At 68.2% G+C, this 22,961-nt stretch carries 17 protein-coding genes and 1 pseudogene; 12 read left to right on the forward strand and 6 right to left on the reverse strand.

Annotated elements, in window-relative coordinates; all coding sequences use genetic code 11:
- The first annotated feature begins 133 nt into the window (after positions 1-133).
- The 3 genes from GP2_RS02520 to GP2_RS02530 are packed head-to-tail and all read left to right on the forward strand — an operon-like array spanning position 134 to position 3,053.
- Positions 134-1,057 (forward strand): AurF N-oxygenase family protein, encoded by a 924-nt coding sequence (locus tag GP2_RS02520; protein WP_006898890.1) that lies wholly within the window; start codon positions 134-136, stop codon positions 1,055-1,057.
- The gene (locus GP2_RS02525; RefSeq protein WP_006898891.1) at positions 1,057-2,649 is read left to right on the forward strand and encodes an FAD-dependent oxidoreductase; all 1,593 of its coding nucleotides are present in this window, start codon (positions 1,057-1,059) and stop codon (positions 2,647-2,649) included. The genes GP2_RS02520 and GP2_RS02525 overlap by 1 nt, the downstream gene beginning before the upstream one ends.
- A 59-nt stretch (positions 2,650-2,708) precedes the next feature.
- Positions 2,709-3,053: a DUF2834 domain-containing protein gene (locus tag GP2_RS02530; protein ID WP_006898892.1), complete on the forward strand. Its 345-nt coding sequence runs from the start codon at positions 2,709-2,711 to the stop codon at positions 3,051-3,053.
- Between the two features lie 186 nt (positions 3,054-3,239).
- On the opposite strand, the gene GP2_RS02535 is transcribed toward GP2_RS02530, so the two are convergent.
- The gene (locus GP2_RS02535; protein ID WP_040526279.1) at positions 3,240-7,385 is read right to left on the reverse strand and encodes a bifunctional nitrate reductase/sulfite reductase flavoprotein subunit alpha; all 4,146 of its coding nucleotides are present in this window, start codon (positions 7,383-7,385) and stop codon (positions 3,240-3,242) included.
- Positions 7,386-7,637: 252 nt separating this feature from the next.
- Between GP2_RS02535 and GP2_RS02540 the strand changes: the two genes are divergently transcribed.
- From GP2_RS02540 to GP2_RS02575, 8 genes are all read left to right on the forward strand, one after another.
- Positions 7,638-8,324 (forward strand): response regulator transcription factor, encoded by a 687-nt coding sequence (locus tag GP2_RS02540; RefSeq protein ID WP_006898894.1) that lies wholly within the window; start codon positions 7,638-7,640, stop codon positions 8,322-8,324.
- 74 nt (positions 8,325-8,398) lie between these two features.
- Positions 8,399-9,877 (forward strand): sensor histidine kinase, encoded by a 1,479-nt coding sequence (locus GP2_RS02545; protein WP_085950493.1) that lies wholly within the window; start codon positions 8,399-8,401, stop codon positions 9,875-9,877.
- Between the two features lie 200 nt (positions 9,878-10,077).
- Complete coding sequence (locus GP2_RS02550) at positions 10,078-11,562, forward strand: S1C family serine protease (RefSeq protein ID WP_006898897.1); 1,485 nt, start codon at positions 10,078-10,080, stop codon at positions 11,560-11,562.
- A 97-nt stretch (positions 11,563-11,659) separates the two neighbouring features.
- Positions 11,660-12,328 (forward strand): MogA/MoaB family molybdenum cofactor biosynthesis protein, encoded by a 669-nt coding sequence (locus tag GP2_RS02555; RefSeq protein ID WP_006898898.1) that lies wholly within the window; start codon positions 11,660-11,662, stop codon positions 12,326-12,328.
- 96 nt (positions 12,329-12,424) lie between these two features.
- Positions 12,425-12,628, forward strand: a complete 204-nt coding sequence (locus tag GP2_RS02560; RefSeq protein WP_006898899.1) for a hypothetical protein — start codon at positions 12,425-12,427, stop codon at positions 12,626-12,628.
- A gap of 391 nt (positions 12,629-13,019) precedes the next feature.
- The gene (locus GP2_RS02565; protein ID WP_006898900.1) at positions 13,020-13,670 is read left to right on the forward strand and encodes an MspA family porin; all 651 of its coding nucleotides are present in this window, start codon (positions 13,020-13,022) and stop codon (positions 13,668-13,670) included.
- 71 nt (positions 13,671-13,741) lie between these two features.
- Positions 13,742-14,407, forward strand: a complete 666-nt coding sequence (locus GP2_RS02570; RefSeq protein ID WP_006898901.1) for an MspA family porin — start codon at positions 13,742-13,744, stop codon at positions 14,405-14,407.
- 187 nt (positions 14,408-14,594) lie between these two features.
- Entirely contained in the window at positions 14,595-16,367 is a 1,773-nt protein-coding gene (locus GP2_RS02575; protein WP_006898902.1) for an ABC transporter ATP-binding protein, read from the forward strand.
- Positions 16,368-16,465: 98 nt separating this feature from the next.
- Here the strand turns inward: GP2_RS02575 and GP2_RS22030 are convergent, their stop codons facing one another.
- The 4 genes and pseudogenes from GP2_RS22030 to GP2_RS02590 form a co-directional block, all read right to left on the reverse strand.
- Positions 16,466-16,591, reverse strand: a complete 126-nt coding sequence (locus tag GP2_RS22030; RefSeq protein WP_255218582.1) for a hypothetical protein — start codon at positions 16,589-16,591, stop codon at positions 16,466-16,468.
- A 200-nt stretch (positions 16,592-16,791) separates the two neighbouring features.
- A pseudogene (locus tag GP2_RS22035) lies at positions 16,792-17,224 on the reverse strand (large conductance mechanosensitive channel protein MscL); the annotation flags it as partial.
- Between the two features lie 650 nt (positions 17,225-17,874).
- Positions 17,875-18,666: a large conductance mechanosensitive channel protein MscL gene (gene mscL, locus GP2_RS02585; RefSeq protein ID WP_006898904.1), complete on the reverse strand. Its 792-nt coding sequence runs from the start codon at positions 18,664-18,666 to the stop codon at positions 17,875-17,877.
- Positions 18,667-18,946: 280 nt separating this feature from the next.
- On the reverse strand, positions 18,947-19,618 hold the full coding sequence (locus GP2_RS02590; RefSeq protein WP_006898905.1) for an SAF domain-containing protein: 672 nt from the start codon (positions 19,616-19,618) through the stop codon (positions 18,947-18,949).
- 236 nt (positions 19,619-19,854) lie between these two features.
- Between GP2_RS02590 and nhaA the strand changes: the two genes are divergently transcribed.
- A complete protein-coding gene (nhaA, locus tag GP2_RS02595; RefSeq protein ID WP_006898906.1) occupies positions 19,855-21,144 on the forward strand; it encodes a Na+/H+ antiporter NhaA in 1,290 nt (429 codons plus the stop codon).
- 81 nt (positions 21,145-21,225) lie between these two features.
- Here nhaA and GP2_RS02600 read toward each other — a convergent pair whose 3' ends face one another.
- On the reverse strand, positions 21,226-22,779 hold the full coding sequence (locus tag GP2_RS02600; RefSeq protein WP_006898907.1) for an alanine/glycine:cation symporter family protein: 1,554 nt from the start codon (positions 22,777-22,779) through the stop codon (positions 21,226-21,228).
- Positions 22,780-22,961 lie beyond the last annotated feature (182 nt).

Below are 22,961 nucleotides of genomic sequence, written 5' to 3' on the forward strand. Positions count from 1 at the left end.
CGCGCCCCGAACTTACTCGCCAGTATATTCGGCGATTCGTTTACTGCGTCACGCCGCGGTGCTATCTTGACAACACACATTGTCATTACATCAATCATTGTCATGGTCGAAAGCGACCGGGAGGCGAGATCGCATGACTGCTGCGATGGAACGAACCGACAACGTGATCAGCATGCGCGACGAGGGCACCGAGGAGGTCTCGGCGAGGCTGCTCGCCTCGGCCGCCCGCCTTTCCCGCAACGCGATGACCGAGATCGACTGGTCCGAGCCGATGGACCCCACCAAGTACGGGTGCAGCCCGGAATGGTCCTCGCTCTACGGCACCGACTACTGGGACGAGCTCACCGAGGAGCAGCGCATCTCGGTGACCCGCCACGAGTTCGCGTCGATCATGAACATCGGGATCTGGTTCGAGATGATCCTGCAGGAGATGGTCATCCGCGATCAGTACCTCGGGGACTACCACGGCTCGGAGTTCCAGTTCGCCCTCACCGAGATCGCCGACGAGTGCCGGCACTCGCTGATGTTCGCCAAGGCCTCGGAGAAGATGGTCGGCACGTCCTACCGGCCGTCGAAGAAGGTCGCGCGTCTCGGCAAGATCTTCATGCAGACCGCCAAGAACGAGGTCGCATACGCGGGAATCCTGGTCGCCGAGGAGGTTCTCGACGTCTTCCAACGCGGATGCATGCGCGACGACCGTGTGCTCGACTTCATCCGCACCGTCAACGAGATCCACGTCCTCGAGGAGTCGCGACACATGCGCTTCGCTCGCGAGGAGGTGCGTGAGTCGTTGCGGGGCGTCAGTTGGGCACGACGCCAGTTCAGCGCGCTGAGCGTGGCGATCGGCGCCTACTTCATCGTGACGAGCCTGGTGCAGCCCAAGGCATTCGCCGACGCCGGGCTCGACGTCGACCGTGCGGTCCGCGAGATGCGACACAACTCCCACTTCCACTCGATGATCCGCAGCAGCTGCGTCCATCTCATGGAGTTCCTCGACGAGGTCGGTCTGCTCACCAAGCCCGCGATGCGGTACTACCGGAAAGCCCACATGCTCTGATGTTCGTCATCACCCAGTCGTGTTGCAGCGACGCCGCGTGCGTCTCGGTCTGTCCGGTCAACTGCATCCATCCGACACCAGAGGAACGCGGCTTCGGCAGCTCCGACATCCTGCACATCGATCCCGAGGCCTGCATCGACTGCGGCGCCTGCGCGGATGCGTGTCCCGTCGACGCGATCTATCCGGCCGACAAGCTCGGTGCGCGCGACAAGGTGTTCATCGACATCAACGCCGACTACTACAAGAACAACCCCGACATCCGGTCGGGGTGGTCGCCGGTCACCTACCCCGAGATCCCGAAACTTCCTGCGGGACTGCGGGTTGCGCTGGTTGGCACCGGCCCGTCGGGCGGGTACGCACTGCGCACGCTCCTCGACCGCACCGAAGCGCACATCACCGTCATCGACAGGCTGCCCACGCCCGGCGGTCTCGTGCGTGCCGGTGTCGCGCCGGATCATCCCGGGACCAAGAACGTCCTGCGCGGCTTCGACCTGCTCTACCGCGACCCGCGCGTGACGATGATGACGAACGTGACCATCGGCGACGGGCCCGGCGAGATCACCCCGGCCGAACTCGCCGACCACTTCGACGCCGTGTTCTACGCGGTCGGCGCGAGCGAGTCCCGGCGCCTGGGCATCCCGGGCGAGGACCTGCCGGGTTCGACCTCGGCAACCGAACTCGTGGCCTGGTACAACGCCGTCCCCGGCGTCGACGAGGGGTCGCCGTTGCGGCGGGGGACGCCCGATGATCCGGCGACCGGTCGCGCGGTCGTCGTCGGCACCGGCAACGTGGCGCTCGACGTCGCCCGCATCCTGGTCTCGCCGCCGGAGTTGCTGGCCACCACTGACATCGCCGACCGCGCGCTCGCGATCCTCCGCGAGCAGAACGTGCACGAGGTGATCCTCCTCGGGCGCCGCGACCAGGCGTCCGCCGCCTACACCGCCGCGGAATTCCGTGCGCTGTCGGAGATCCCGGGCGTCGACGTCGAGGTGTACGACGGTCTCGACGCCGAGCTCCCGTCGTTCACCGGACCGGCGGACCCCGACCGGCGCCGCATCGTGTTCCTCTTCCACAGCGCGCCGGAGGAGATCGTCGGCGGACCGAAGGTCGAGGCCGTCACGGTCCGGACCGGCGAGGGGCGCCGGCACATCGCCACCGATCTCGTGGTGCGCTCCATCGGGTACCGGTCCACCCCGATCCCGGGTCTGGCCTTCGACGACGAGCGCGGCGTCTTCCCCAACGACAACGGCCGCCTGCTCGACGAGCGGGGCGAGATCGTGCCGGGCACATACGTTCTGGGCTGGGCCAAGAGGGGCCCCAGCGGCGGGATCGGCGCCAACAAGCAGTGTGCGATCCAGACCGTCGAGGACTTCATCGACGACGCCGCGACCGGCCGGTTGCGGCGCACCGCACGTGAGGCGTCGGAGTTCCCGGCCCTCGTGCGCAAGCGTGTCCGCACGGTCATCGGCTACCGGGGTGTGCGTGCCATCGACCGCAAGGAACGCCGGCGGGGCCAGGAGCAGGGGCGTCCGCGGGTGAAGTTCACCCGGGTCGCCGAGATGGTCGGCGCCGCCGGGTGGCGAAAGGCCTGATCCGCCGACCCTCCTCGTGTCACGATCGGTGTTCGCGCAACGATGGTCGAGGAGGGCCGATGACAGAACCGGATCGGAAGTGGCGTGAGCGTTCGCTGTTCGCCGTGTTCCTGACCGCACTGGTGTCGCAGAACGCGATCGCGATCCCGTACGTCCGGCGCAACGGGCCGGCGTCGGTGAAGGACTTCTTCGTCGGGGACATCATGAAGTCGACGCCCGGACGCTTCGCGATGGTCGACCTGCTGTTCGTGGTCATCGGGTTCCACCTGTGGGCGTTCGGTGAGGCGAGGCGGCTGCGCATCGTAGGCTGGTGGATCGCCTCGGTGGTGCTCACCTTCGGCGTGGGCATCGGCACCGCCATCCCGTTCTTCTTCTACGCACGGGAGCGGGCGGTCGGCAGATGATCCGTCGTCCGGGGTGTGTGCCGTCCGTTCGATCGGCCGACATCGATGTGTGGCCGGGCGCACAGCACCCGGTTGGGTTCCCAGGGTGAACCGTATACCCGTGCTCCCGCTGCTGATGGCCGACCGCGCGCTCGGTCCGGCCGTGCGCGGGCGGCACACCGACGCCGGTCGGAGGCGAGCGTCGGGTCAGTACACGTCCCGCACATATCGCTTGTCCGCCGCGAGGGCCTTCACATAGGCCTCGGCGCTCGACGGTGATCGGCGGCCATACTGCGCGACAATGCCCTTCAGCGTTGCGTCGACGTCCTTCGCCATCCGGGTCGCGTCGCCGCAGACGTAGACGTGAGCGCCGTCGTGGAGCCATTCGTACAGTTCCTCGCCATGCTCGAGCATGCGGTCCTGCACGTAGATCTTGCGGTCCTGGTCACGCGAGAACGCGACGTCGAGGCGGGTCAGCACGCCGTCGCTGAGCATCGCGGTCAGCTCGTCGCGGTAGTAGAAATCCGTGGCCGAGTGCTGCTCGCCGAAGAACAGCCAGTTCTTCCCGTTGTGGCCCAGTGCTTCCCGTTCGCGCAGGAAGGCGCGGAACGGCGCGATGCCGGTGCCGGGGCCGATCATGATCATCGGGGTGTCGGGATCGGCCGGCGGACGGAAGTGCGCGGTGGAGGTGACGAACACCCCGACCCCGGCGTCCTCGGCACGGTCGGCGAGGAATGTCGAGCACACGCCGCCTCGCTGGATTCCGTTGCGGTTGTAGCGCACCGCCGCGACCGTCAACTGCACCTCGTCGGGGCGTTCCAGCGGGCTCGACGAGATCGAGTACGAGCGCGGCGCAAGCGGTTTGAGGACGGTCATCCACTCCTCGAGGTCGGCGCGGATCGGATGATCGGCCAGCACGTCCACCGATTGCCGTCCCCAGGACCATTCGTCGAAGACTCCCTTGTTGCCGGGCGCGACGAGCCCCTCGAGTTCGTCGGCTCCCGATCGTTCGGCGACGAACCGCACCAGATCGGGTGTGACACGGGCGAATTCGAGCCGCTCGCGCAGCGCCCGGTACAGCGGCATCGGGTTGCCGCCGATGGTGACGGTCTCGCCTCCGTCGAGTCCGGTGCGGTCGAGGAACTCCCCGATCAGCGCCGGGTCGTTCAGCGGCCACACGCCCAGCGCATCGCCGGTCTTGTAGCCCAGAGTGCCCGCCGGGAGCCGGAAACCGAGGTTGCGCACGTCCTTCTGCGATCCCGGCGCGTTCAGCTTCACGTTCCGCACCAGCTCGGTGACCAGTGGGTTCTTCCGCGAGTAGGCCGATGCGGTGCGCACAGACGGGGCGGCCGCCGAATCCGCGGGTTCGCTCACGACGGTGACCCGGTCCCCGGTCACCCCGGTCGTGGGCGCAGCGTTCTTCATGCTGATCGTGCGGATGACCTCGTCGAGCCAGCCGCCGGCCTTCTCCTCGAAGTCGGGTTCGCATTCGACACGGTCCAGGAGCCGACGACCCCCGAGCTCGCCGATACGCTCGTCGAGCTTGCGGCCGTGGCCGCAGAAGTCGTCGTAGTTCGAGTCGCCGAGGGCGAGCACCGCGAAGTCGACGCCGGACAGGTCCGGGGCGTCGGCCGCGTTGAGGGCGTCCCAGAACGCGGAGCCGTTGTCCGGAGGATCACCGTCACCGGTGGTCGACGTGACGAACAGCGCGGTGCCCCGCAGCCGGCTCACGTCGACCTCGTCCATCGCCTTCGCGGCGACCCGAAGGCCGATGGCCCTCATCCGCTCGGCGGTCTCGGTGGCCAGATCCTCGGCGTTGCCCATCTGCGACGCCCACAGCACGGTGATCGTGTCGGCGGGCGCCTCGGCGTCCCCGGGATCGGCGGGTGCGTCACCTGAGCCGGTCGCAGGCGCCGCAACGGTCTCCGACCGTGACGCCGCGGCGGTCTCCGACCGGGAGAACATCCCGGCCAGCAACCCCGACACCCACAGCCGGACGTCGGGCCGAAGCGGCGCATCGCCCGGGACCGACGGCACACCGGCCGTTCCCGCAGCCGCCGATGCGCCCGTAGCGAGTCCGGCCAGGTACAACCGCTCGGACGAGGTGAGCTCCGGCGCGGCGACATCGGAAACACCGAGCGCGGCGGCCAAACCCGCCGCCGCGGCGTCGGGCGTCGGCGGCGCGGCGCGATCGCTGCCCGCCACCTTGGTGAGGGTCACGGCACACACCTTGAACTCGGGTTGCTGGGACAGCGGGTCGATCGCGTCGGAGGTGACCGCGTTGATCGCGAGATGCTCCCCGAAGACGTCGTTCCAGTGGAACGGCACGAAGCAGTTGCCCGGGCGCACGCGATCGGACACCCTGGCAGGCAGCACCGCCCGGCCCCGTCGCGACGCCACCTCGACCTTGTCCTTCGAGGAGATGCCGAGATCCTGTGCGTCGAGGGGATGGATCTCCACGAACGGCCCCGGATCGAGCTTGTTCAGCTTGGCGACCCGACCGGTCTTGGTCATCGTGTGCCACTGATGGGGGAGACGGCCGGTGTTCAGCAGGAACGGGTAGTCGGCGTCGGGCATCTCCGCGGCGTCGATGTGCGGCCGCGCGAAGAACTGGGCACGGCGGTTGGCCGTCGCGAACGCCAGCCTGGGAACCGAACCGTCGTCGAGACGATGCAGCGTCTGGCTCCGGCCGTCGTTGAGGTAGCGGATCGGGTTGCGCGCGACGGATTCCGCGAGATCGGTGGCGTCGCCGACCGGCGGGCACGGCCACTGCATCGGCGTTCGGCGCAGCCGCTCGTAGGTGACGCCGCGCAGGTCGTAACCCGTTGCGGGATTGGCGAACTGCTTGATCTCGGCGAAGATCTCCTCCGCGCTGGAATAGTCGAACGCGTCGGCGTAACCCATCTCCGCCGCGATGCGCGCGATGATCTGCCAGTCCGGGATCGCCTGCCCCGGCGCGTCGAGGGCGGGTTCGAACAGGGTCAGGGTGCGTTCGGAGTTCACCATGACCCCGGAGGACTCCGACCACAGCGCCGCGGGCAGCACCACGTCGGCGTACTGGTTGGTCTCGGTGTCGGCGAACGCGTCCTGGGTGACGACCAGTTCGGCGCGTTCGAGCCCCTGGATGACGGTCTTCCGATTCGCCACCGATGCAACGGGATTGGTGCAGATGATCCACGCCGCCTTGATCTCGCCGTCGGCCATCCTGCGGAACATGTCGACGGTGCCGCCGCCGACCTCGGTGCGCAGCGTTCCGGCCGGCAGGCCCCACACCTTCTCGACGAACGCCCGATCGGTCTCCGACAGCACCGACCGCTGTCCCGGCAACCCGGGACCCATGTAGCCCATCTCGCGGCCGCCCATCGCATTCGGCTGGCCGGTCAGCGAGAACGGGCCACTGCCGAGCCGGCAGATCGCGCCGGTCGCGAGATGAAGATTGATGAGCGCGTTGGTATTCCACGTTCCGTGCGTCGACTGGTTGAGCCCCATCGTCCAGCAGCTCATCCAGTTGCCGGCCTCACCAATCATGCGCGCAGCCGCCCGCAGGTCCTCGGCGGGAATGCCGGTGATGGTCTCGACGACCTCCGGCGGATACTGCGCCGCGAACTCCGGCATCTGCTCGAAACCATCGGTGTACGAGTCGATGAACTCGTCGTCGGTGTAACCGCCGATGATCAGCAGGTGCAGCAGCCCGTTGAGGAGGGCGAGGTCGGTGCCGGCCTTGATCTGCAGGAACAGGTCGGCCTTGTCCGCGGTCGCGGTGCGCCGCGGATCGACGACGATCAGCGTGGCGCCGGCCTTGACCCGGTCCATCATCCGCAGGAACAGGATCGGGTGGCAGTCGGCCATGTTCGAGCCGATGACCAGGAAGACGTCGGCGTGGTCGAAGTCCTGATAGGAACCGGGCGGGCCGTCGGAGCCCAGCGACAGCTTGTATCCGGTTCCGGCGCTCGCCATGCACAGGCGCGAGTTCGACTCGATCTGGTTGGTCCCGATGAACCCCTTGGCCAGCTTGTTCGACAGGTACTGCGCCTCGAGCGACATCTGTCCGGACACGTACAGGGCGACCGCATCGGGCCCGTGCTCGTCGATGATCGACCGCAGCCGGCGGGCGGTGCCGGTGATGACGGCGTCGAGATCGCCGCGGCGCAGCTCGCCGCCGCGGTCGTCACGGACGAGTGGCGCGTCGAGGCGGCCGCCGGCGGCCAACATGTCGGCGGTCGTCGATCCCTTGGTGCACAGCCTGCCGAAGTTGGTCGGGTGGTCGGCCCGGCCGACGGTCTTGGTGATGCCGGAGTCGTCGACCTTCAGCTCCATGCCGCAACCCACACCGCAGTAGGCACACAGGGACATGACCGACCGGGAGACCGGTCGGGGCACGACGGGGCGCATCGGGGGAGAGACTGTCACGTCCTCCAGCGTCGAAGCGGGATGTTTCCCGACCCGTAGGTGGGGGTTACGCAGCGGTCAACTTGATCTCACAGGGGCCGATCACCGGTGTGAAGGGCGGAAAATCGCAGCTTGCGGCGAATTCCGGGACGGGATGAGCCGGATCTGCGGCGTTGCTCAGGCGGATCTCAGCCGAGGTGGATAAGACTGTATGCCATGCGCATCCTCGTGGTTGATGACGACCGGGCGGTCCGGGAGTCGTTGCGACGGTCGCTGACGTTCAACGGCTACACGGTCGAGACCGCGAACGACGGCATCGAGGCATTGGAGAAGATCCTCGCCGACCGGCCCGACGTCGTCATCCTGGACGTGATGATGCCCCGCCTCGACGGCCTCGAGGTGTGCCGGCGCCTGCGCTCGGCCGGAGACGACCTGCCGATCCTGGTGCTGACCGCCCGGGATTCGGTGTCCGAGCGGGTCAGCGGCCTCGACGCCGGGGCCGATGACTACCTGCCGAAACCGTTTGCGCTCGAGGAGTTGCTGGCCCGCTTGCGTGCGCTGTTGCGCCGCGCCGCGCCCGACGACGACGCGGATTCGGAGACGCTGACCTTCGCCGACCTCTCGCTCGACCCGGTGACCCGTGACGTCAGTCGCGGCGACCGGCCGATCAGTCTCACCCGGACCGAGTTCGCGCTTCTCGAGATGCTGATGTCGAACCCGCGCCGGGTGCTCTCGCGCAGCCGCATCCTCGAGGAGGTCTGGGGCTACGACTTCCCGACGTCGGGCAACGCCTTGGAGGTCTACGTCGGCTATCTGCGTCGCAAGACCGAGGCCGACGGCGAACCGCGCCTCATCCACACCGTCCGCGGCGTCGGATACGTGCTCCGGGAGACCCCGCCCTAGTGTCGACGGGCACGGACTCGAACTCCTCGACGACTCCGCAGTCGGCCACGACGCGGGGCTCGTGGTTCTCGCGGATGCGGGAGAACCTCACCCGGACCCTGGTCGGGGAGTCCGCCGCGGCGGGGGAGGAGGAGATGCGCGCACCGATGCCGCTGACGCGGGCGGTCTCGTTGCGGGCCCGCGTCACGCTCCTGTCGGCGACCGTCGTCCTCGTGTCGGTGAGCCTGATGGCGGCCGCGGCGTACTTCGTGGTCTATCGCGCGATGTACAACGAGGTCGACCAGCAGCTCGAGAGCCGTGCCGACGGCATGGCGGCGCTGGCCCGGGCCGGGGTCCTGCGCAGCCAGCCCGAGCAACTCGTCGCCGGAACGGTGTTCTCCACCAACATCTCCGTGGCGCTGGTGACGCCGAGCGGTCAGACCTATCTCATCGGGCAGGTGCCGTTCGAGGACCCCGAACGCGACATCGTCCGGGCGCCGTCGGTGCCGGGGTCGAATCTGCAGAGTCTGCGCACCACCCGCAACCAGCGCGTCCTCACGCGCAAACTCGACGACGGCAACACCCTCGTGCTCGCGCAGAGTCTCGTGCAGACCGACCGGGTGCTCAAACGCCTGGCCTGGGTGCTGCTCGTGGTGGGTTGCGGCGGAGTCGCTTTGGCGGCGCTCGCCGGAACCACCGTGGCGCGGGCGGGCCTGCGTCCGGTGGCGAGACTGAATCGGGCGGTCGAACGGGTCGCGCGCACCAACGATCTGACGCCGATCCCGGTCACCGGCAACGACGAACTCGCCAACCTCACCGCGAGTTTCAACGCGATGTTGCGGGCGCTGGCCGAATCCCGCGATCGGCAGGCGCGACTCGTCGCCGACGCCGGACACGAACTGCGAACCCCGTTGACCTCCCTGCGCACCAACCTCGAGCTCCTCATCGCGGCCAGTCGCCCCGGGGCGCCGGCCGTGCCGGAGGAGGACATGGCCGACCTGCGCGCCGACGTCATGGCGCAGATCGAGGAATTGTCCACGCTGGTGGGGGATCTCGTCGACCTCGCCCGCGAGGACGCGCCCGAGGTGGTGTACGAGGAGGTCGAGCTCACCGAGATCATCGAGCAGGCGCTGGAGCGGGTTCGGCGCCGGCGCAACGACGTGGAGTTCGAGGTCGACCTGACGCCCTGGTACGTCTTCGGCGAGCAGCACGGCCTGTCGCGGGCGGTGCTCAACATCCTGGACAACGCCGCCAAGTGGAGTCCGCCGGGCAAGACGGTGAAGGTCGCGCTGACGCAGGTCGGCATGTCGACCGCGGAATTCACCGTCGCCGACTCGGGTCCCGGAATCCCCGAGGAGGACCGCGGTCTGGTGTTCGAGCGCTTCTACCGGTCCACCCAGTCGAGGTCGATGCCGGGGTCCGGGCTCGGGCTCGCGATCGTGCGTCAGGTGGTGGAGCGCCACGATGGCCACGTCGAGGCCGACGAGTCGCCGACCGGAGGCGCGCTCATCCGAATGACACTGCCGGGCCGGGCAACTCCCGCGGAACCATCTCCACAGGTGATTCGTCAGTAATGGTGAGGCGCCTGCACCGGCAGGTCACCGTCGGCGGGCGGCGGCCCCGGGGGGCTGTGTGATCAACCGGTGTGACCTGGTGGGCGATCACATAGGGTTGATCAGAGGCGCTGATCGGGTAAGCCGACTGCCCGGCCGCGGCCGGGCGGTGTGACGAGCGCCGGCGGTGGCCGGCGAGGACGAACGAGGAAGAGACTCAGATGACGACTGGCGGTTCGCAGGGTGGCGGTCCGTACGGGGGCAATCAGTACGAGGGCAACCAGTACGGGGGTAACCAGCACGGTGCCGATCAGCCCGCAGCCCAACACCATGGACCGACGCATCAGCCCGGACCGGCCTCCGGATCGTTTCCCACGCAGAGCGGTGGGCCCGGGTTCTCCGGCAGTGGTGCCCCGACCGCGGCCTACGGCGCGCACGGCACCAGTCAGTTCCCCCAGGCACCCTATGGGCAGCACGGTGGCACCTATGGTCAACCCGGTCCGGCGGCGTTCGGTTCGCAGCCCGGTGGTCAGCAGGGATTCGGCGGCCCCGGCGACGACCTGACGTCCCAGCCGCCGAAGAAGAGCGGTAACGGCGGCAAGCTCGCCGCCGTCGGTGTGGGAGCGCTCGTCCTCGCCCTCGTGGCCGGCGGTGTCGGCGGCGCGGTCGGCTACAACCTCGCCGACGGCTCGGGAGGATCGTCGAGCAGCATCACCGCCGGTCCTCTCGGCGGCGACCCGAAGGCCAACGGCGACCCCGAACCCGTCCAGGCGCCGGCCGGCTCGGTGCAGGAGGTCGCGGCTAAGGTGCTGCCGTCCGTCGTGTCGATCGAGGTGGCCTCGGGTGGTGCGCTCGGTTCCGGCTCGGGCGTCGTGCTCACCAAGGACGGCGTCATCATGACCAACAACCACGTGGTCAGCGCCGGCGGCAATGCCCCGGCGTCGAAGGTGCTGGTGAGCTTCTCCGACGGTTCGTTCGCGCAGGCCCGCGTGCTCGGCGCCGACCCCATCTCCGACATCGCGGTCCTCAAGGTCGAGCGCGACGACCTGACGCCGATCATCGTCGGCAACTCCAACAACCTCGCCGTGGGCCAGGACGTCATCGCCGTCGGTTCGCCGCTGGGTCTCGCCGGCACCGTCACGACCGGCATCATCTCGGCGCTCAACCGGCCGGTCCTCACCTCGCGCGATCCCGGCACCAACACCACCTCGGTGATCGACGCGATCCAGACCGACGCGGCGATCAACCCCGGCAACTCGGGCGGCGCACTGGTGAACGCCAAGGGCGCCCTGATCGGCATCAACACCGCCATCGCCACCCTCGGCGGCGGCCAGGACCAGTCCGGCGGCAGCATCGGGCTGGGCTTCGCCATCCCGATCGACCAGGCGATCCGCGTCGCCAAGCAGCTCGAGACCACCGGAAAGGCCAGCCACGCCAACATCGGGGTCTCGGTGCGGCCCAGCAGCGATGCCGCGACCCCGGGCGCTCTCGTCACCGACGTGACGCAGGGCGGACCCGCGGCCACGGCCGGCATCCCCAAGAACGCGGTCATCACCAAGGTCGACGACCGGCCGATCCAGTCCGGCGACGCACTCGTGGCGGCGGTCCGCTCGCATGCGCCGGGCGACACCGTGTCGGTCACCTACGTCGACGGCGGACAGACCAAGACCGTGCAGGTGAAGCTGGGCACCCTCGAGGTGAGGTGACGCACGACCGACAGGCCGCCCGTCTTCGCAGAACAACTGAACACGCGACATGATCGCCCGTCGCTCGGGCGGCACACCGACACAGAAAGGTCCTGTCATGTCTGACACCGGATCCCCGGTCACCGGAAACACCGGCCTCCCCGGCGATGAAGCGGAGACCGAAGCGTCCCTCGACGTGCGACTGGCCGGCGATCCGGGCCAGGTGGACCCGGCCGACGTGGTCGCCGCCGACGCCGCCGCACGGGAGTTCGTGGCCCGCCACGAGAAGGCGTCCCGGAGTCCGGAGGGCGAGGAGATCGGACGGGCCCTGGTCGTGTTGGTCGACGACGAGGCGGCTCACGGTGACGACCAGCGCCATCTGGGCCCGCTCGTGGGCGAGTTGCTCGCCGAAGCCGGATTCCACGTCGACGCGGCGGTCGTCGTCTCCAGCGACGAGGTGGAGATCCGCAACGCGCTCAACACCGCGGTGATCGGGGGAGTGGACCTGGTGATCTCCGTCGGCGGCGTGGGAGTCGGTGCCCGCGACGTGACCCCAGAGGCCACCGAGCCGCTCCTGGACCGCAGGCTCCGCGGCATCGAGGAGGCCGTGCGGAGCTCGGGACTGGCCGCAGGCGCGACCGACGGTGGCCTTTCACGCGGCCTGGCGGGAATATCCGGGCAGACCCTGGTGGTGAATCTCGCGGATTCGCGTGCGGCCGTGCGAGACGGAATGGCCACCGTCGCACCGCTCGCACGGTATGTGATCGAGTCGATCAGCGAATTCTGATGGTGGAGTGGGCGTCACGGCCCGGTCCGATTTACCGGACCGGATTGGACCCCCAGAATGGGACGATCGTCCGACAGAAGGGCGGGGAGGGCAGGAATGTCCGCCGATTCTGACGACAACGCCGAAACCGCGATGAACAGCGGAGACGACGCCGCTGCGCGCCGGGCCGCCCGTCGTCGGAAGCTCGATGCGATCTTCGGAGACGACCTTCCCGAGGTCACCCAGGATGAGTGTGGGCAAGATCACAAAGGGGTTTCTCAGGATTGGTTGGAGACCCAGCGGCCCCCTCATTACGAGTGAGCGGTGCCGCCCGCACCCATGAACATCAGGGTGTTTATCTGCCGTTAACTTTCCGGCGGCGATAGATAGCGAACTGCTGATTTGTCATCCCGCGTTTTTGCATTGTGACACGGCTGAGTCCAGCTGTTGCCCGTCCTGAGATCACTCCGATAACGTTCGCCTCGACAACGCTCGGCGCCCCAGTGGCGGGGAGTCGAGGGGCGTCCTGCGAACTGTCGCGAGTGGCAACGCAGCAGCGACCAGGAATTCGATGGATTCTGAACGTCCGCTGAGACGAGCGTGAGTGCTTGCTGAGCGGGTACTCTCTGGAAACCCATCGACGTCGAGGGTCACGACTGCGGGTGTGAACGCACACCGCGGGGTATTAGCCGAATCCTGTGAGAGGGAACGAATGAGCAAGTTCAGCAAGCGTGGGCTGCGTCGCGCCGCCGGCGCGGTCGCGATCGCCTCGGCCGCGGTCATGGGCGTGGCCGGTATGGGTGCGGGTGACGCCGCGGCGGGGAAGCTCGCCAACGGCTACAAGAAGGTCACCGGCATCGACGGTGAGTCGATCCAGACGTGGCGCACCAACGAGTCCGCGTACCCTATCCCCACTGTGGCCAACAACGCTGCATCGCGGGGGTTCGTCCTCTCGGGCACCTACACCGCGAAGGCGACCAAGGGTGTCGGCGGTAAGCTCGCAGTGAAGTACCTCGTCGGTTGCCAGGTGGATGTGGGCGGCATCGATCTCAGCGCCGGTGGGTCGATCGGCTTGAGTGCCACGCCCTCGCTCGGTCTCGACGGCGGTATCAGCCTCGGGCTGGCCCCGGGGCAGGTCGCTCTCGTCGACATCACGGACAAGGACTTCTCGGACTCGGGTGTCGCCGCAATCCAGCTGTCGCAGGTTTCCTTCAACCTGAACAACTGCGGTGGCTTCGCGTCGGCACGTTCTGTCGCGAAGGTCATTGGTGCCAAGGGATACAACACCGATGACGGAACTCTGAGCGGTGAAGGAACCCTCCTCCAGTCGACCCTGTACGGCCAGCCCTTCAGCATCAACTGACCGGGCGCAGATAACCAAGCACTTCCTGACTTATCTGCCCTGAGCAGATCGATACTCCACAAAGGGGAACCATGAAGAAGAACATCACGCGTCGCGTGGTTGCGGCGGCCGGTCTCGCCGGAGCTGTTGCGATGGGCCTCACCAGCCTGGGTGCTGGCGGAGCCACCGCGGGTCCGTTGCCGGGTGGCAAGATCACTCGGACCCTGGTTGACGGCACGCCGGTCACCGTTCAGCTGTTCGACGAGTACGTCAACGTCCAGCGCCCGATCAGCAACGTCCCGACCACCCGCGAGGTCTGGCTGTCCGGCAAGGTCCGCGTCACGGTCGGCGGCAAGGCCGAGGGCGGCACGGTCAAGGTCGGATACGACGTCGGTTGCCAGGTGCACTTCGGCGGCGGCGATATCGGGGCTGGTGTCGAAGGTGAAGTCGCTGTCGATGGTTCGGATCCGTCTGGCAAGGCGAGTAACTCCGGAAGCATCTCGCTCGGGCCCGGCGAGGTGAAGCGCCAGTGGCTCATCAACGAAACCTCGGGCACCAACACCGCGTACACCGACTATGAGCTCAACGGTTACACCTTCACTGGAAACAAGGGCGGCGTCGCCTACAGCCAGGAGCAGTTCAAGGTCGAGAGCTGCGCCGGCTACGCCGCTGCTCGTGCCTTCGTTCAGGTGACGGTCAGCACCGACGCCGTCAAGGGTGTCGTCGTGCTCAACGGCAAGCCGTTCAGCCTCGGCTGACCGTCTAGCCGGCACTCAGCATCACCACCGCGGGGTGGGAATCCGACCAGGATTCCCACCCCGCGGTGTTCGTTTCGGTGGGGGACAGCTGTCCGGCGCCTGCCGATCTTCTGTGAGGCTCCTGTGATCGGCTGTCGGGCAAGGGTTTCCCCAGGTTCGCGCGCTAGCCTCGGCGTCGGCGGTGCGGATGCCGTCGCTGGGAGGGTGGCAGATGATGCACGAAGTGGACGAAACGACCGCGGACGGGCAGGTCCCCGGGCATCCCACCGCATTGTCTCTCCGGATGGCCATTCGTCGTTTCCGCCCGCTGCTCACCGGCTTGAGGTGGCGACTCGTCGCCGCGATCCTCTGCTATCTGGTCCACGTCGCGACCACGGTCGTCACCGTCGCCGTGTTCGCCCACATCGTCGACGACGTCCTCATCACCGGCGATCTGTCGGCCCTGCTCGATCCGCTGCTGGTGTGGATCGCCGCGTCCCTCATCGGTGCGGCGGCCTCGTACGCGGGAGCGGTGCTGACCGGCGGGGTCACCGAGAAACTCCTTCTCCGGCTGCGCGACCGGTTGTACGTGCACACGCAACGGCTCGCACCGCATGCGCGACATCGATTCGGCACGGGAGATCTCGTGTCCCGCAACACCTCCGACGTGGAAGCGGTCGACAGTCTGCTGTCCTCCGGGGTCGTCACCGCCGCCGTCGCCGTCGTGAGCCTGATCGTCTATGCCGTCGCGGCTTTCGTGACCCAGTGGCAGCTCGCCCTGGCTGCCGCGATCCTCGCACCGCTGCTGTGGCTGATCGCCCGCCGTTTCGGCGTCATCGTCAAGCGTGCGTCGCGCCGGGAACGATCGTCGGCCGGCCGGATCAGTTCCCTGGTCGCCGAGGGCGTCGCCAATGCGTTCGCCATCCAGGCCGCCGGTCAGCTCGATTGGGACCGGCGCAGGGTGGGGCGGCAGAGTCGACGATGGCGCGATGCCCGGATGTCGGAGATCCGTGCCGACGCCGCCTTCTCCGAGGCCGTCACCGTCGTCGAGGTGCTGTGCATGATCGCGGTGATCGTCCTCGGAGCCTGGCAGATATCATCCGGCACAGCGGAACTGGGCACCCTCATCGCGCTGACCGGCTATCTCGGCTACCTGTACCCGCAGATCCAGACGCTGGGCGGACTCGTCGTCGACGTCACTGCGGCGACCGCGAGCGCCGAACGCGTCGCGCAGGTGCTGGATGCGCCGGTCGGCGTGGCCGAGACGCTCGACGGAGATGACGTGCCGCCGGGCCCGGTGGCGTCGGCGGTGAGCCTGACCCTGGACGGCGTCTCGTTCGCCTACCCGCAGACGGATTCGACGGTGCTCGACGACGTGCAGCTGGACATCGACGCCGGCGATCTCGTCGCCATCACCGGACCCAGCGGCGCCGGCAAGAGCACGTTGACGTACCTGCTGCTGCGGTTCTACGACCCCGACGCGGGCGCGATACTCCTGAACGGCAACGACATCCGGACGATGGACACCCCGACCCTGCGCGCACACATGTCCGTGCTCCATCAGCGGCCGGCACTGATGAGCGGCACGATCGCCGAGAACATCGCGTTCGGAAGCACCGACGTCACCCGCGAGCAGATCGTCGCCGCCGCGGACCTGGCCGGCGCGACACCGTTCATCCGACGCCTCCCCGGAGGCTTCGACGCCGCGGTCGTCGAACGCGGAGACAATCTCTCCGGTGGACAACAGCAGCGAGTGGCATTGGCCCGAGCGTTCTTGCGGGACGCGCCCCTGCTGATCCTCGACGAGCCGACCACCGGGCTGGACGCCGAGACCGTCGACGAGGTGCTGGAACCGCTCGCGAAGCTGGCGTCCTCCCGCACGACGGTGATGATCACCCACGATCCGCGTGTCCTGGCGATCGCGGACCGGCGGATCGAGTTGCGCGACGGACGATTTCACACCATGGCCCCATCGGCCTGAGCCGGCTTCGCCGACAGGTCGGCCTGAGCACACGGGTCCGCCTGAGCAACGACACGAGCCCCTGCCGCGTGAGGCGGCAGGGGCTCGTCGTCGATGTGTCAGCTACCGAAGAACCAGGGGAACTTCCGGGGACGGGCCTGGGGGCGCTGCGGCTGCTTGCGTGGCTGCGGACCAGGCCCACCGTTGCGCTGCTGCGGCTTGCGGTTCTGGGGCTTGTTCGGCATTCGTCCATCCTTGTGTCGAGTTCCGCACCGGGTGTCATCCCGGGCGGGCCGCAACCTCTCTGTGCGACGAATCCCAAAGTAGGAGCGCAAACTTGGGATACGGATGGTGCGCGCTGTGAGCCTCCTGGGAGTCGACGGACCCGACAGAATGGTTTCGGCCCCCGCCGATGTGGCGGGGGCCGAAACCGTGGTCGAGATGCTCAGCGAGAGTGGCGTCCGGGAGCGTCCGGACCGTCACCCGGGAACTGTTCACCGGGGTACTGCTCATCCGGGTACTGGGAACCGGGGGGAGGGTAGTTGCCCGGAGGCGGGTAGTTGCCAGGCGGCGGGTAGTTCCCCGGAGCCGGCTGCGGTGTCGGGTACGGCTGGCCTCCCGGACCGCCGGGCTGACCCTGCGGCGAGCCGAACAGGGGCGACGACTGCGGTCCCGACTGGGAGGGACCCTGCTGGGACGGCTGACCCGGCTGCGGGGGAGCCGAGATGCGCTGCGTCGTACCGGCACCCGACGGCGACTCGTACGGCGCGAGCGGACCCGACTGGGGTGCGTACGCCTCGCCGGCCGGCGCGCCCTTTCACACCGTGGCGCGGATCGCTTGAGCGAAGCCGAGCCGTCGCTTTCCCGGCACGACTCGGCATCCGGTGAAATGCAACGAGCCCCTGCCGCGCGAGGCGGCAGGGGCTCGTTGTCCACGTGACGTCGTCCCTGGCCGGACACCGGCGTCGACCTGGGCGCGGTGGACCCACAGCCGAAGCGTCTCAACGTTCATCCCCAACAGCCCCCCGACGTGCCGCAACGCGGCGGTCTCGTGCCGGTGCTCGGGGCGGACCTCGGCGACCATCCGGACCGCTCGTTCACGCATCTCGTTCGTATACCTGGCCATCGTTCCCATCCTGACTGATCAAGCGGAACGAAACCCAGCGCGATTCAGAGGCGACGAAGCCATGGGCGCGGCTGCGGGACTCCTGCAGGGCGAGACGGGGTCGCCGGACAAATGACAAATCGTCTTGGCGCCATGTCTCGGCCGCGGTGGCTCCGTGGGAACGTCGACGACGGTGTCCGCTCACACGAGTTGCATTGCGGCATCGGAGCGAATGTCGTGAACGCCTGCCCGCTCCTACGAGTCGGTGAGGTAGCGGCTGGGCAGCAGATTCGATGGATCGTCGTGCGTACGACCGCCTCTACGACGGCACGTGTGCCTTCGAACACAAGCCGTCCAGAGCCCAACCCGCACACAACAATTCGGCCCCTGCCGCGATGGCAGGGGCCGAATGTCGTTCGTATGTCAGCGGGAATGGCGTCCCGGGGAGTCCGGGTTCTCGCCGGGGAAGTCGCCCGGGTACTGCTCGCCGGGGTACTGCGACCCGGGCGGCGGGTAGTTGCCCGGCTGCGGGTAGTTGCCGGGCGGCGGGTAGTTGCCGGGCGCCGGCTGCGGCGTCGGATAGGGCTGGCCGCCCTGTCCGGGACCGGGGTGCGGAGACTGGTACAGCGGGGACGCCTGCGGCTGCGACGGCGGGCCCTGGGGGGCCTGCTGCTGCGGCGGTGCCGAGATGCGCTGCGTCGTACCGGCTCCGCCCGGTGCCTCATACGGCGCTTGGCCGCCCGACGGCGAACCGTAGTTCTCGACGACGGGAGCGGAGGGCTCGCTGAGGTGGTCGGGCAGGTCGCTCTCGGCTTCGGCCTTGGCCTTCGACGTGCTCTCGGGATCGAGCAGGTCGCGGATCTCGGCGAGCAGTGCGACCTCGGTGACCTCTGCCTTCTTGCCGAAACCGCCCAGCTCGGAAAGCTTGTTGTACGGCAGGATGATGATGAAGTAGACGACCGCGGCGATGATGAGGAAGTTGATGCACGCGGTGATGACGCTGCCGATGTTGACGAAGGTCGAGGCGTTGTCGGTGATCTGGAAGCCGAGTCCCTCTGCCGCGTCGCTACCGACCGGGATGGCGTTGATGATCGGCTGGACGATGCCGTCGGTGAAAGCGGTGACGATCGCGGTGAACGCCGCGCCGACGATGACCGCTGTCGCCAGCTCGACGACGTTGCCCTTCAGTATGAAGTCCTTGAATCCCTTGAGCACGGTGTGCGGCCTCTCCTTAGGTGTTCCCGCTCTAGTTCGGCGATTCCATGTGGTCGGTGCGAAACCCGACATTTGTTGTGCGAACGCGTACCACCCTATCCACGATCGCGAACGGGGCGATCCATTTGGTTCACATCCCCACATGTGTCGTGGACGAAACATGCTTCTGTGCCTCTGCTTTCCGCAGGGTCTCCGGTGACGATTTCGGGCGAACCGGGCAGATGAGGCGCAGCTCTCGGCTGCGTCGAGCGCGCTCCTGAGGGCCGGAATGGTTGTCGTCTCAGTGCAAGACAACCGCCAGTGCGGAGTCGAGACCCGCTGCCGCGACCCGGTGCGCTGACGCCGCATCCATGGCCAGGAGCACCGGAGACACGGTCGACCGTCCGCCGAGCGTGCCGTCGGGCGACCCGCCGTCGGCGTGGAGGGCGACAACCGCGCGTCGGGCGAGGACGTCGGCCGAATCGGTCAGGACGTCGACGACGTCGCCGGGACGAAGCAGCGCGGTCACCGCCTGGTCCGAGAGCCGAACCGGCACAAGACGGGCGTCGGCGTCACCGGTGAGGTCGGCGGGCAGCCGCGACGACAGCAGACGCGTGTCGGTGAGGATCTCCCCGGCCCGCACCCGACCGGTGACCGTGCGGCCGGCGGCGAGACCGGTGTCGGTGATCGCACCGGACGGGACCGTCGCACGGGCCACGCCCAGGGGTCGGAGGTCGCCGGACCCGACCACCTGCCCGGGAACGAGGTCGTGAGCGGCGACGAGCACGACGGCTTCGCCGTCGTCCCCGGCCCCGGTGACCGCCACGACGCAGGCGGCGCCGACCAGAGTCACCGCCAGCCCGCGCCGGAGCGCGAGGCTGCGCGTCCAGCCCGGGCGGAGCGCGTGGCGAACTCGGTCACGGATTCGCGGGGCGAGCGGGTCAGGGGTGTGGAACGCGCGGAAATCGGGCATACGCGCACGGTAGGGCCGAGGCCCGGCCGGGCTTCGGCGTTGCCTCCGTGTCCACAGCGGGAGACCCGAGCGATGAACTTGTCCACAGGTACGGGGCGAGCCATCGGGCGGGACCTCCGTTACTGTTGCCACGGAACAGAAAGCAAGGGTGTGCCGGGAAGACTGGTCGGCCGCCGTCTCGAACGCGGGCGGTGTCACGTGGACGCGGGAGGCGTCCCCCGGAACCGAGGAGTTCGATGACCGAACAACCGCCGATGACGACCAGCGCCGAATCGGCCACCGACGACGAGTCCATGCTCTCGCGGCGCGAGCGGTTCAGAAAGCTCGCCGCCCTCGACACCACCAGTGGTGCGTTGCTCCTCGTGGCAGCGCTCGTCGCCGTCGTCTGGGCGAATTCGCCGTGGCGGGAGACGTACTCGTCGTTCCTCCACACCGAGATCGGACCCGAGTCGCTCCACCTGCACATGTCGCTGGCGCACTGGGCGGCCGATGGACTGCTCGTGATCTTCTTCTTCGTGGTCGGGGTCGAGCTCAAGCACGAGTTCGTCGCCGGTGGTTTGCGCGACCTCAAGCTCGCCGGCGTGCCCATCGCCGCCGCGATCGGCGGCATGATCACCCCGGCGTTGTTCTATGTGCTCGTGGTCGCGATCGGGGATCCGGAGGGACTCCGCGGGTGGGCGATCCCCACCGCAACCGACATCGCGTTCGCGCTGGCGGTTCTCGCGATCTTCGGTCGCGGACTCCCGGTGCCTCTGCGGACGTTCCTGCTGACCCTCGCCGTCGTCGACGACCTGCTGGGCATCATCGTGATCGCGACCTTCTACACCGACGAGATCGACTTCGCGATGCTCGGCGCCGCACTCGCGGTCATCGTGGTCTTCGGCGTGCTCGTCCGTCAACAGCGCAAGCTGTGGCCCCTGCTCATCCCGCTGGGCGTGGTGGCCTGGGCGCTGATGCACGCGTCGGGCGTGCACGCCACCGTGGCCGGCGTGCTGCTCGGCTTCACCGTGCCGGCGATCGCCATCCGGGGCGAGAGCCGACCCCGGACCGAGTGGTTCGACGACGCGGTCCGTCCGTACTCGGCGGCCGTCGCGCTGCCGATCTTCGCCTTCGCCTCCGCAGGCGTGACGGTCATCGGGGGAGAGGGCTCGATCGTCCAGCCGGTCTCCATCGGCATCGCGCTCGGCCTGGTCGTCGGGAAACTGATCGGCGTGCTGGGCTCTACGTGGCTCATGACGAGGCTGACCCCGCTCCGGCTGCCCGACGCGATCGGCATCCGAGACCTGCTGCCCATCGGCATGCTCACCGGCGTCGGCTTCACCGTCGCGCTCCTGATCGCCGAACTCAGCTTCGAGGGCGGCTCCGACGACCACGCCGCGGCCGCCAAGGCGGCGATCCTGTTCGGTTCGCTCGTGTCCGCGACGCTCGCCGCGGTCCTGCTGCGCTGGGATGCGCGCCAGGCCCGCGACAACGACATGAACCGCGACAACATCCCGGACATGAACCGCGACTACATCGGCGGCTGAGAGATCCACGACGAGAGGCCCCGGGACCGTCGGGTCCCGGGGCCTCTCGTCGCCTGGGCTACTGCCCGCCGATGTAGTCGCTCACTTCTCGAGCACTTCCTCCGTCGGCCGTCGGCTCTCGTCCGGGTCGTAGGTCTCCCAGAACGTGGCCCCGACGATCCCGAGCGCGACCGGGTCGAAGACCGGGTCCTTGCCCTGCTTCTTCTGGCGCTCGTAGTCCCGGAGCGCCTTGAACGCCGGTTGCTGCAGGACCAGGATGCCCAGGATGTTGAGCCAGGCCATCAGGCCCACGCCGATGTCGCCGAGCGTCCAGGCCTCCTCGGCGGTGGACACGGCGCCATAGGCAACCGAGACCAGGATCGCCGCCTGCAGGATCAGCGTGAGGTTCGCGCCGAGGGTGCTGCGCAGCGGGCGGACGTAGATGGTCGAGGCCTTGCCCATGAGGAACCGCAGGTTGGTCTCGGCCATGTAGTAGTACGCGATGATCGTCGTCAGGCAGAAGAAGGCCAGCGACACCGCCACGAACGTCGAGCCCGCGCCGCTCCACATGCTGTCGAAACCGATCTGCACGAACGACGGGCCGACCGGGATGTCGGCCTCGGTGAGCAGACCGCCCTCGCCGAGGACCGGGTTGGAGGCGCTCTCGCCCTCGAAGACCCGGTACGCCCCCGTCGTGATGATCAGGAATCCGGTGGCCGAGCAGACGAACAGCGTGTCGATGTAGACGGCGAACGCCTGCACGAAACCCTGCTTGGCGGGATGGGAGACCTCGGCGGCGGCCGCGGCGTGCGGGCCGGTTCCCTGGCCCGCCTCGTTGGAGTAGATGCCGCGCTTGACGCCCCACATGATCGCGGAGCCGATGATCGAGCCGAACACCGCGTCGGCGCCGAACGCGCTGGCGAAGATCAGGCGGAACACCTCGGGGACCTGCGAGACGTTGGTGAAGACGACGATCAGCGCGAACACGATGTAGAGCACGGCCATGAACGGCACGACGATCGAGGCGAAGGCGGCGATGCGCTTGACGCCGCCGATGATGACGAACGCCAGGATGATGACGATGCCGATCGCCACGGCCCAGTCGGCGACACCCCACGCCTGGCTCATCGCGACGGTCATGGAGTTCGACTGGATGCCGGGCAGGAGGACGCCGCAGGCCAGCACCGTCACCGCGGCGAACACGAATCCGTAGATCTTGAAGAACGGTGCCGCCTTGGTGTGCGCGAACGCCTGGCTGAAGTAGTACGCCGGGCCGCCGCGGTACTCGTTGGTCAGCCGGTCACGCGTCTTGTAGATCTGGCCGAGCGTGCACTCGACGAACGAGGTCGACGCGCCGAGGAACGCCACCAACCACATCCAGAACATCGCGCCGGGGCCGCCGAACGCGATGGCGGTGGCCACGCCGGCGATGTTGCCGGTGCCGACGCGCCCGGCGATCGAGATCATCAGCGCCTGGAACGAGGAGACCCCGTCCGGGGAACTGTGGCCGCGGAGCATCACGCGGATCATCTCCGGGATGTGGCGAAGCTGGAGTAGGCGGGACCTCACGGAGAAGAACACGCCCGCGCCGAGGCACAGGTACACCAGTGGATCGCTCCAGATGATGTCGTTGAGTTTGGCGAGGAAATCGGTCATCTCACTCCCGGCGGGTGGCTCTGACGATTGAGCGGGCCACTGGCTGGACCCCGACGCGCAGAACACTCTGCCCGACGACGGGCGGATGCACACCCCGATGTCCGAAAAATCCGTTTTGGAAATGATCGTTGTGCCCGGCGTTCCCGCGGGCCCGCTTAGCACTCGGAATGCCTGAGTGCCAA

The sequence above is a fragment of the Gordonia paraffinivorans NBRC 108238 genome (assembly GCF_000344155.1).
Classification (GTDB): Bacteria; Actinomycetota; Actinomycetes; order Mycobacteriales; family Mycobacteriaceae; genus Gordonia; species Gordonia paraffinivorans.

What these genes read in the sequence shown, in the direction of transcription:
- GP2_RS02545 (WP_085950493.1), top strand. Translation starts at nt 8,399, where the DNA reads ATGCGGGAGAACCTCACCCGGACCCTGGTCGGGGAGTCCGCCGCGGCG.
- GP2_RS02590 (WP_006898905.1), bottom strand. Translation starts at nt 19,618, where the DNA reads ATGCCCGATTTCCGCGCGTTCCACACCCCTGACCCGCTCGCCCCGCGA.
- GP2_RS02570 (WP_006898901.1), top strand. Translation starts at nt 13,742, where the DNA reads ATGAAGAAGAACATCACGCGTCGCGTGGTTGCGGCGGCCGGTCTCGCC.
- GP2_RS02525 (WP_006898891.1), top strand. Translation starts at nt 1,057, where the DNA reads ATGTTCGTCATCACCCAGTCGTGTTGCAGCGACGCCGCGTGCGTCTCG.
- GP2_RS02560 (WP_006898899.1), top strand. Translation starts at nt 12,425, where the DNA reads ATGTCCGCCGATTCTGACGACAACGCCGAAACCGCGATGAACAGCGGA.
- GP2_RS02565 (WP_006898900.1), top strand. Translation starts at nt 13,020, where the DNA reads ATGAGCAAGTTCAGCAAGCGTGGGCTGCGTCGCGCCGCCGGCGCGGTC.
- GP2_RS02600 (WP_006898907.1), bottom strand. Translation starts at nt 22,779, where the DNA reads ATGACCGATTTCCTCGCCAAACTCAACGACATCATCTGGAGCGATCCA.
- GP2_RS22030 (WP_255218582.1), bottom strand. Translation starts at nt 16,591, where the DNA reads ATGCCGAACAAGCCCCAGAACCGCAAGCCGCAGCAGCGCAACGGTGGG.
- GP2_RS02555 (WP_006898898.1), top strand. Translation starts at nt 11,660, where the DNA reads ATGTCTGACACCGGATCCCCGGTCACCGGAAACACCGGCCTCCCCGGC.
- GP2_RS02540 (WP_006898894.1), top strand. Translation starts at nt 7,638, where the DNA reads ATGCGCATCCTCGTGGTTGATGACGACCGGGCGGTCCGGGAGTCGTTG.
- GP2_RS02530 (WP_006898892.1), top strand. Translation starts at nt 2,709, where the DNA reads ATGACAGAACCGGATCGGAAGTGGCGTGAGCGTTCGCTGTTCGCCGTG.
- GP2_RS02550 (WP_006898897.1), top strand. Translation starts at nt 10,078, where the DNA reads ATGACGACTGGCGGTTCGCAGGGTGGCGGTCCGTACGGGGGCAATCAG.
- GP2_RS02575 (WP_006898902.1), top strand. Translation starts at nt 14,595, where the DNA reads ATGCCGTCGCTGGGAGGGTGGCAGATGATGCACGAAGTGGACGAAACG.
- nhaA (WP_006898906.1), top strand. Translation starts at nt 19,855, where the DNA reads ATGACCGAACAACCGCCGATGACGACCAGCGCCGAATCGGCCACCGAC.
- GP2_RS02535 (WP_040526279.1), bottom strand. Translation starts at nt 7,385, where the DNA reads ATGTCCCTGTGTGCCTACTGCGGTGTGGGTTGCGGCATGGAGCTGAAG.
- GP2_RS02520 (WP_006898890.1), top strand. Translation starts at nt 134, where the DNA reads ATGACTGCTGCGATGGAACGAACCGACAACGTGATCAGCATGCGCGAC.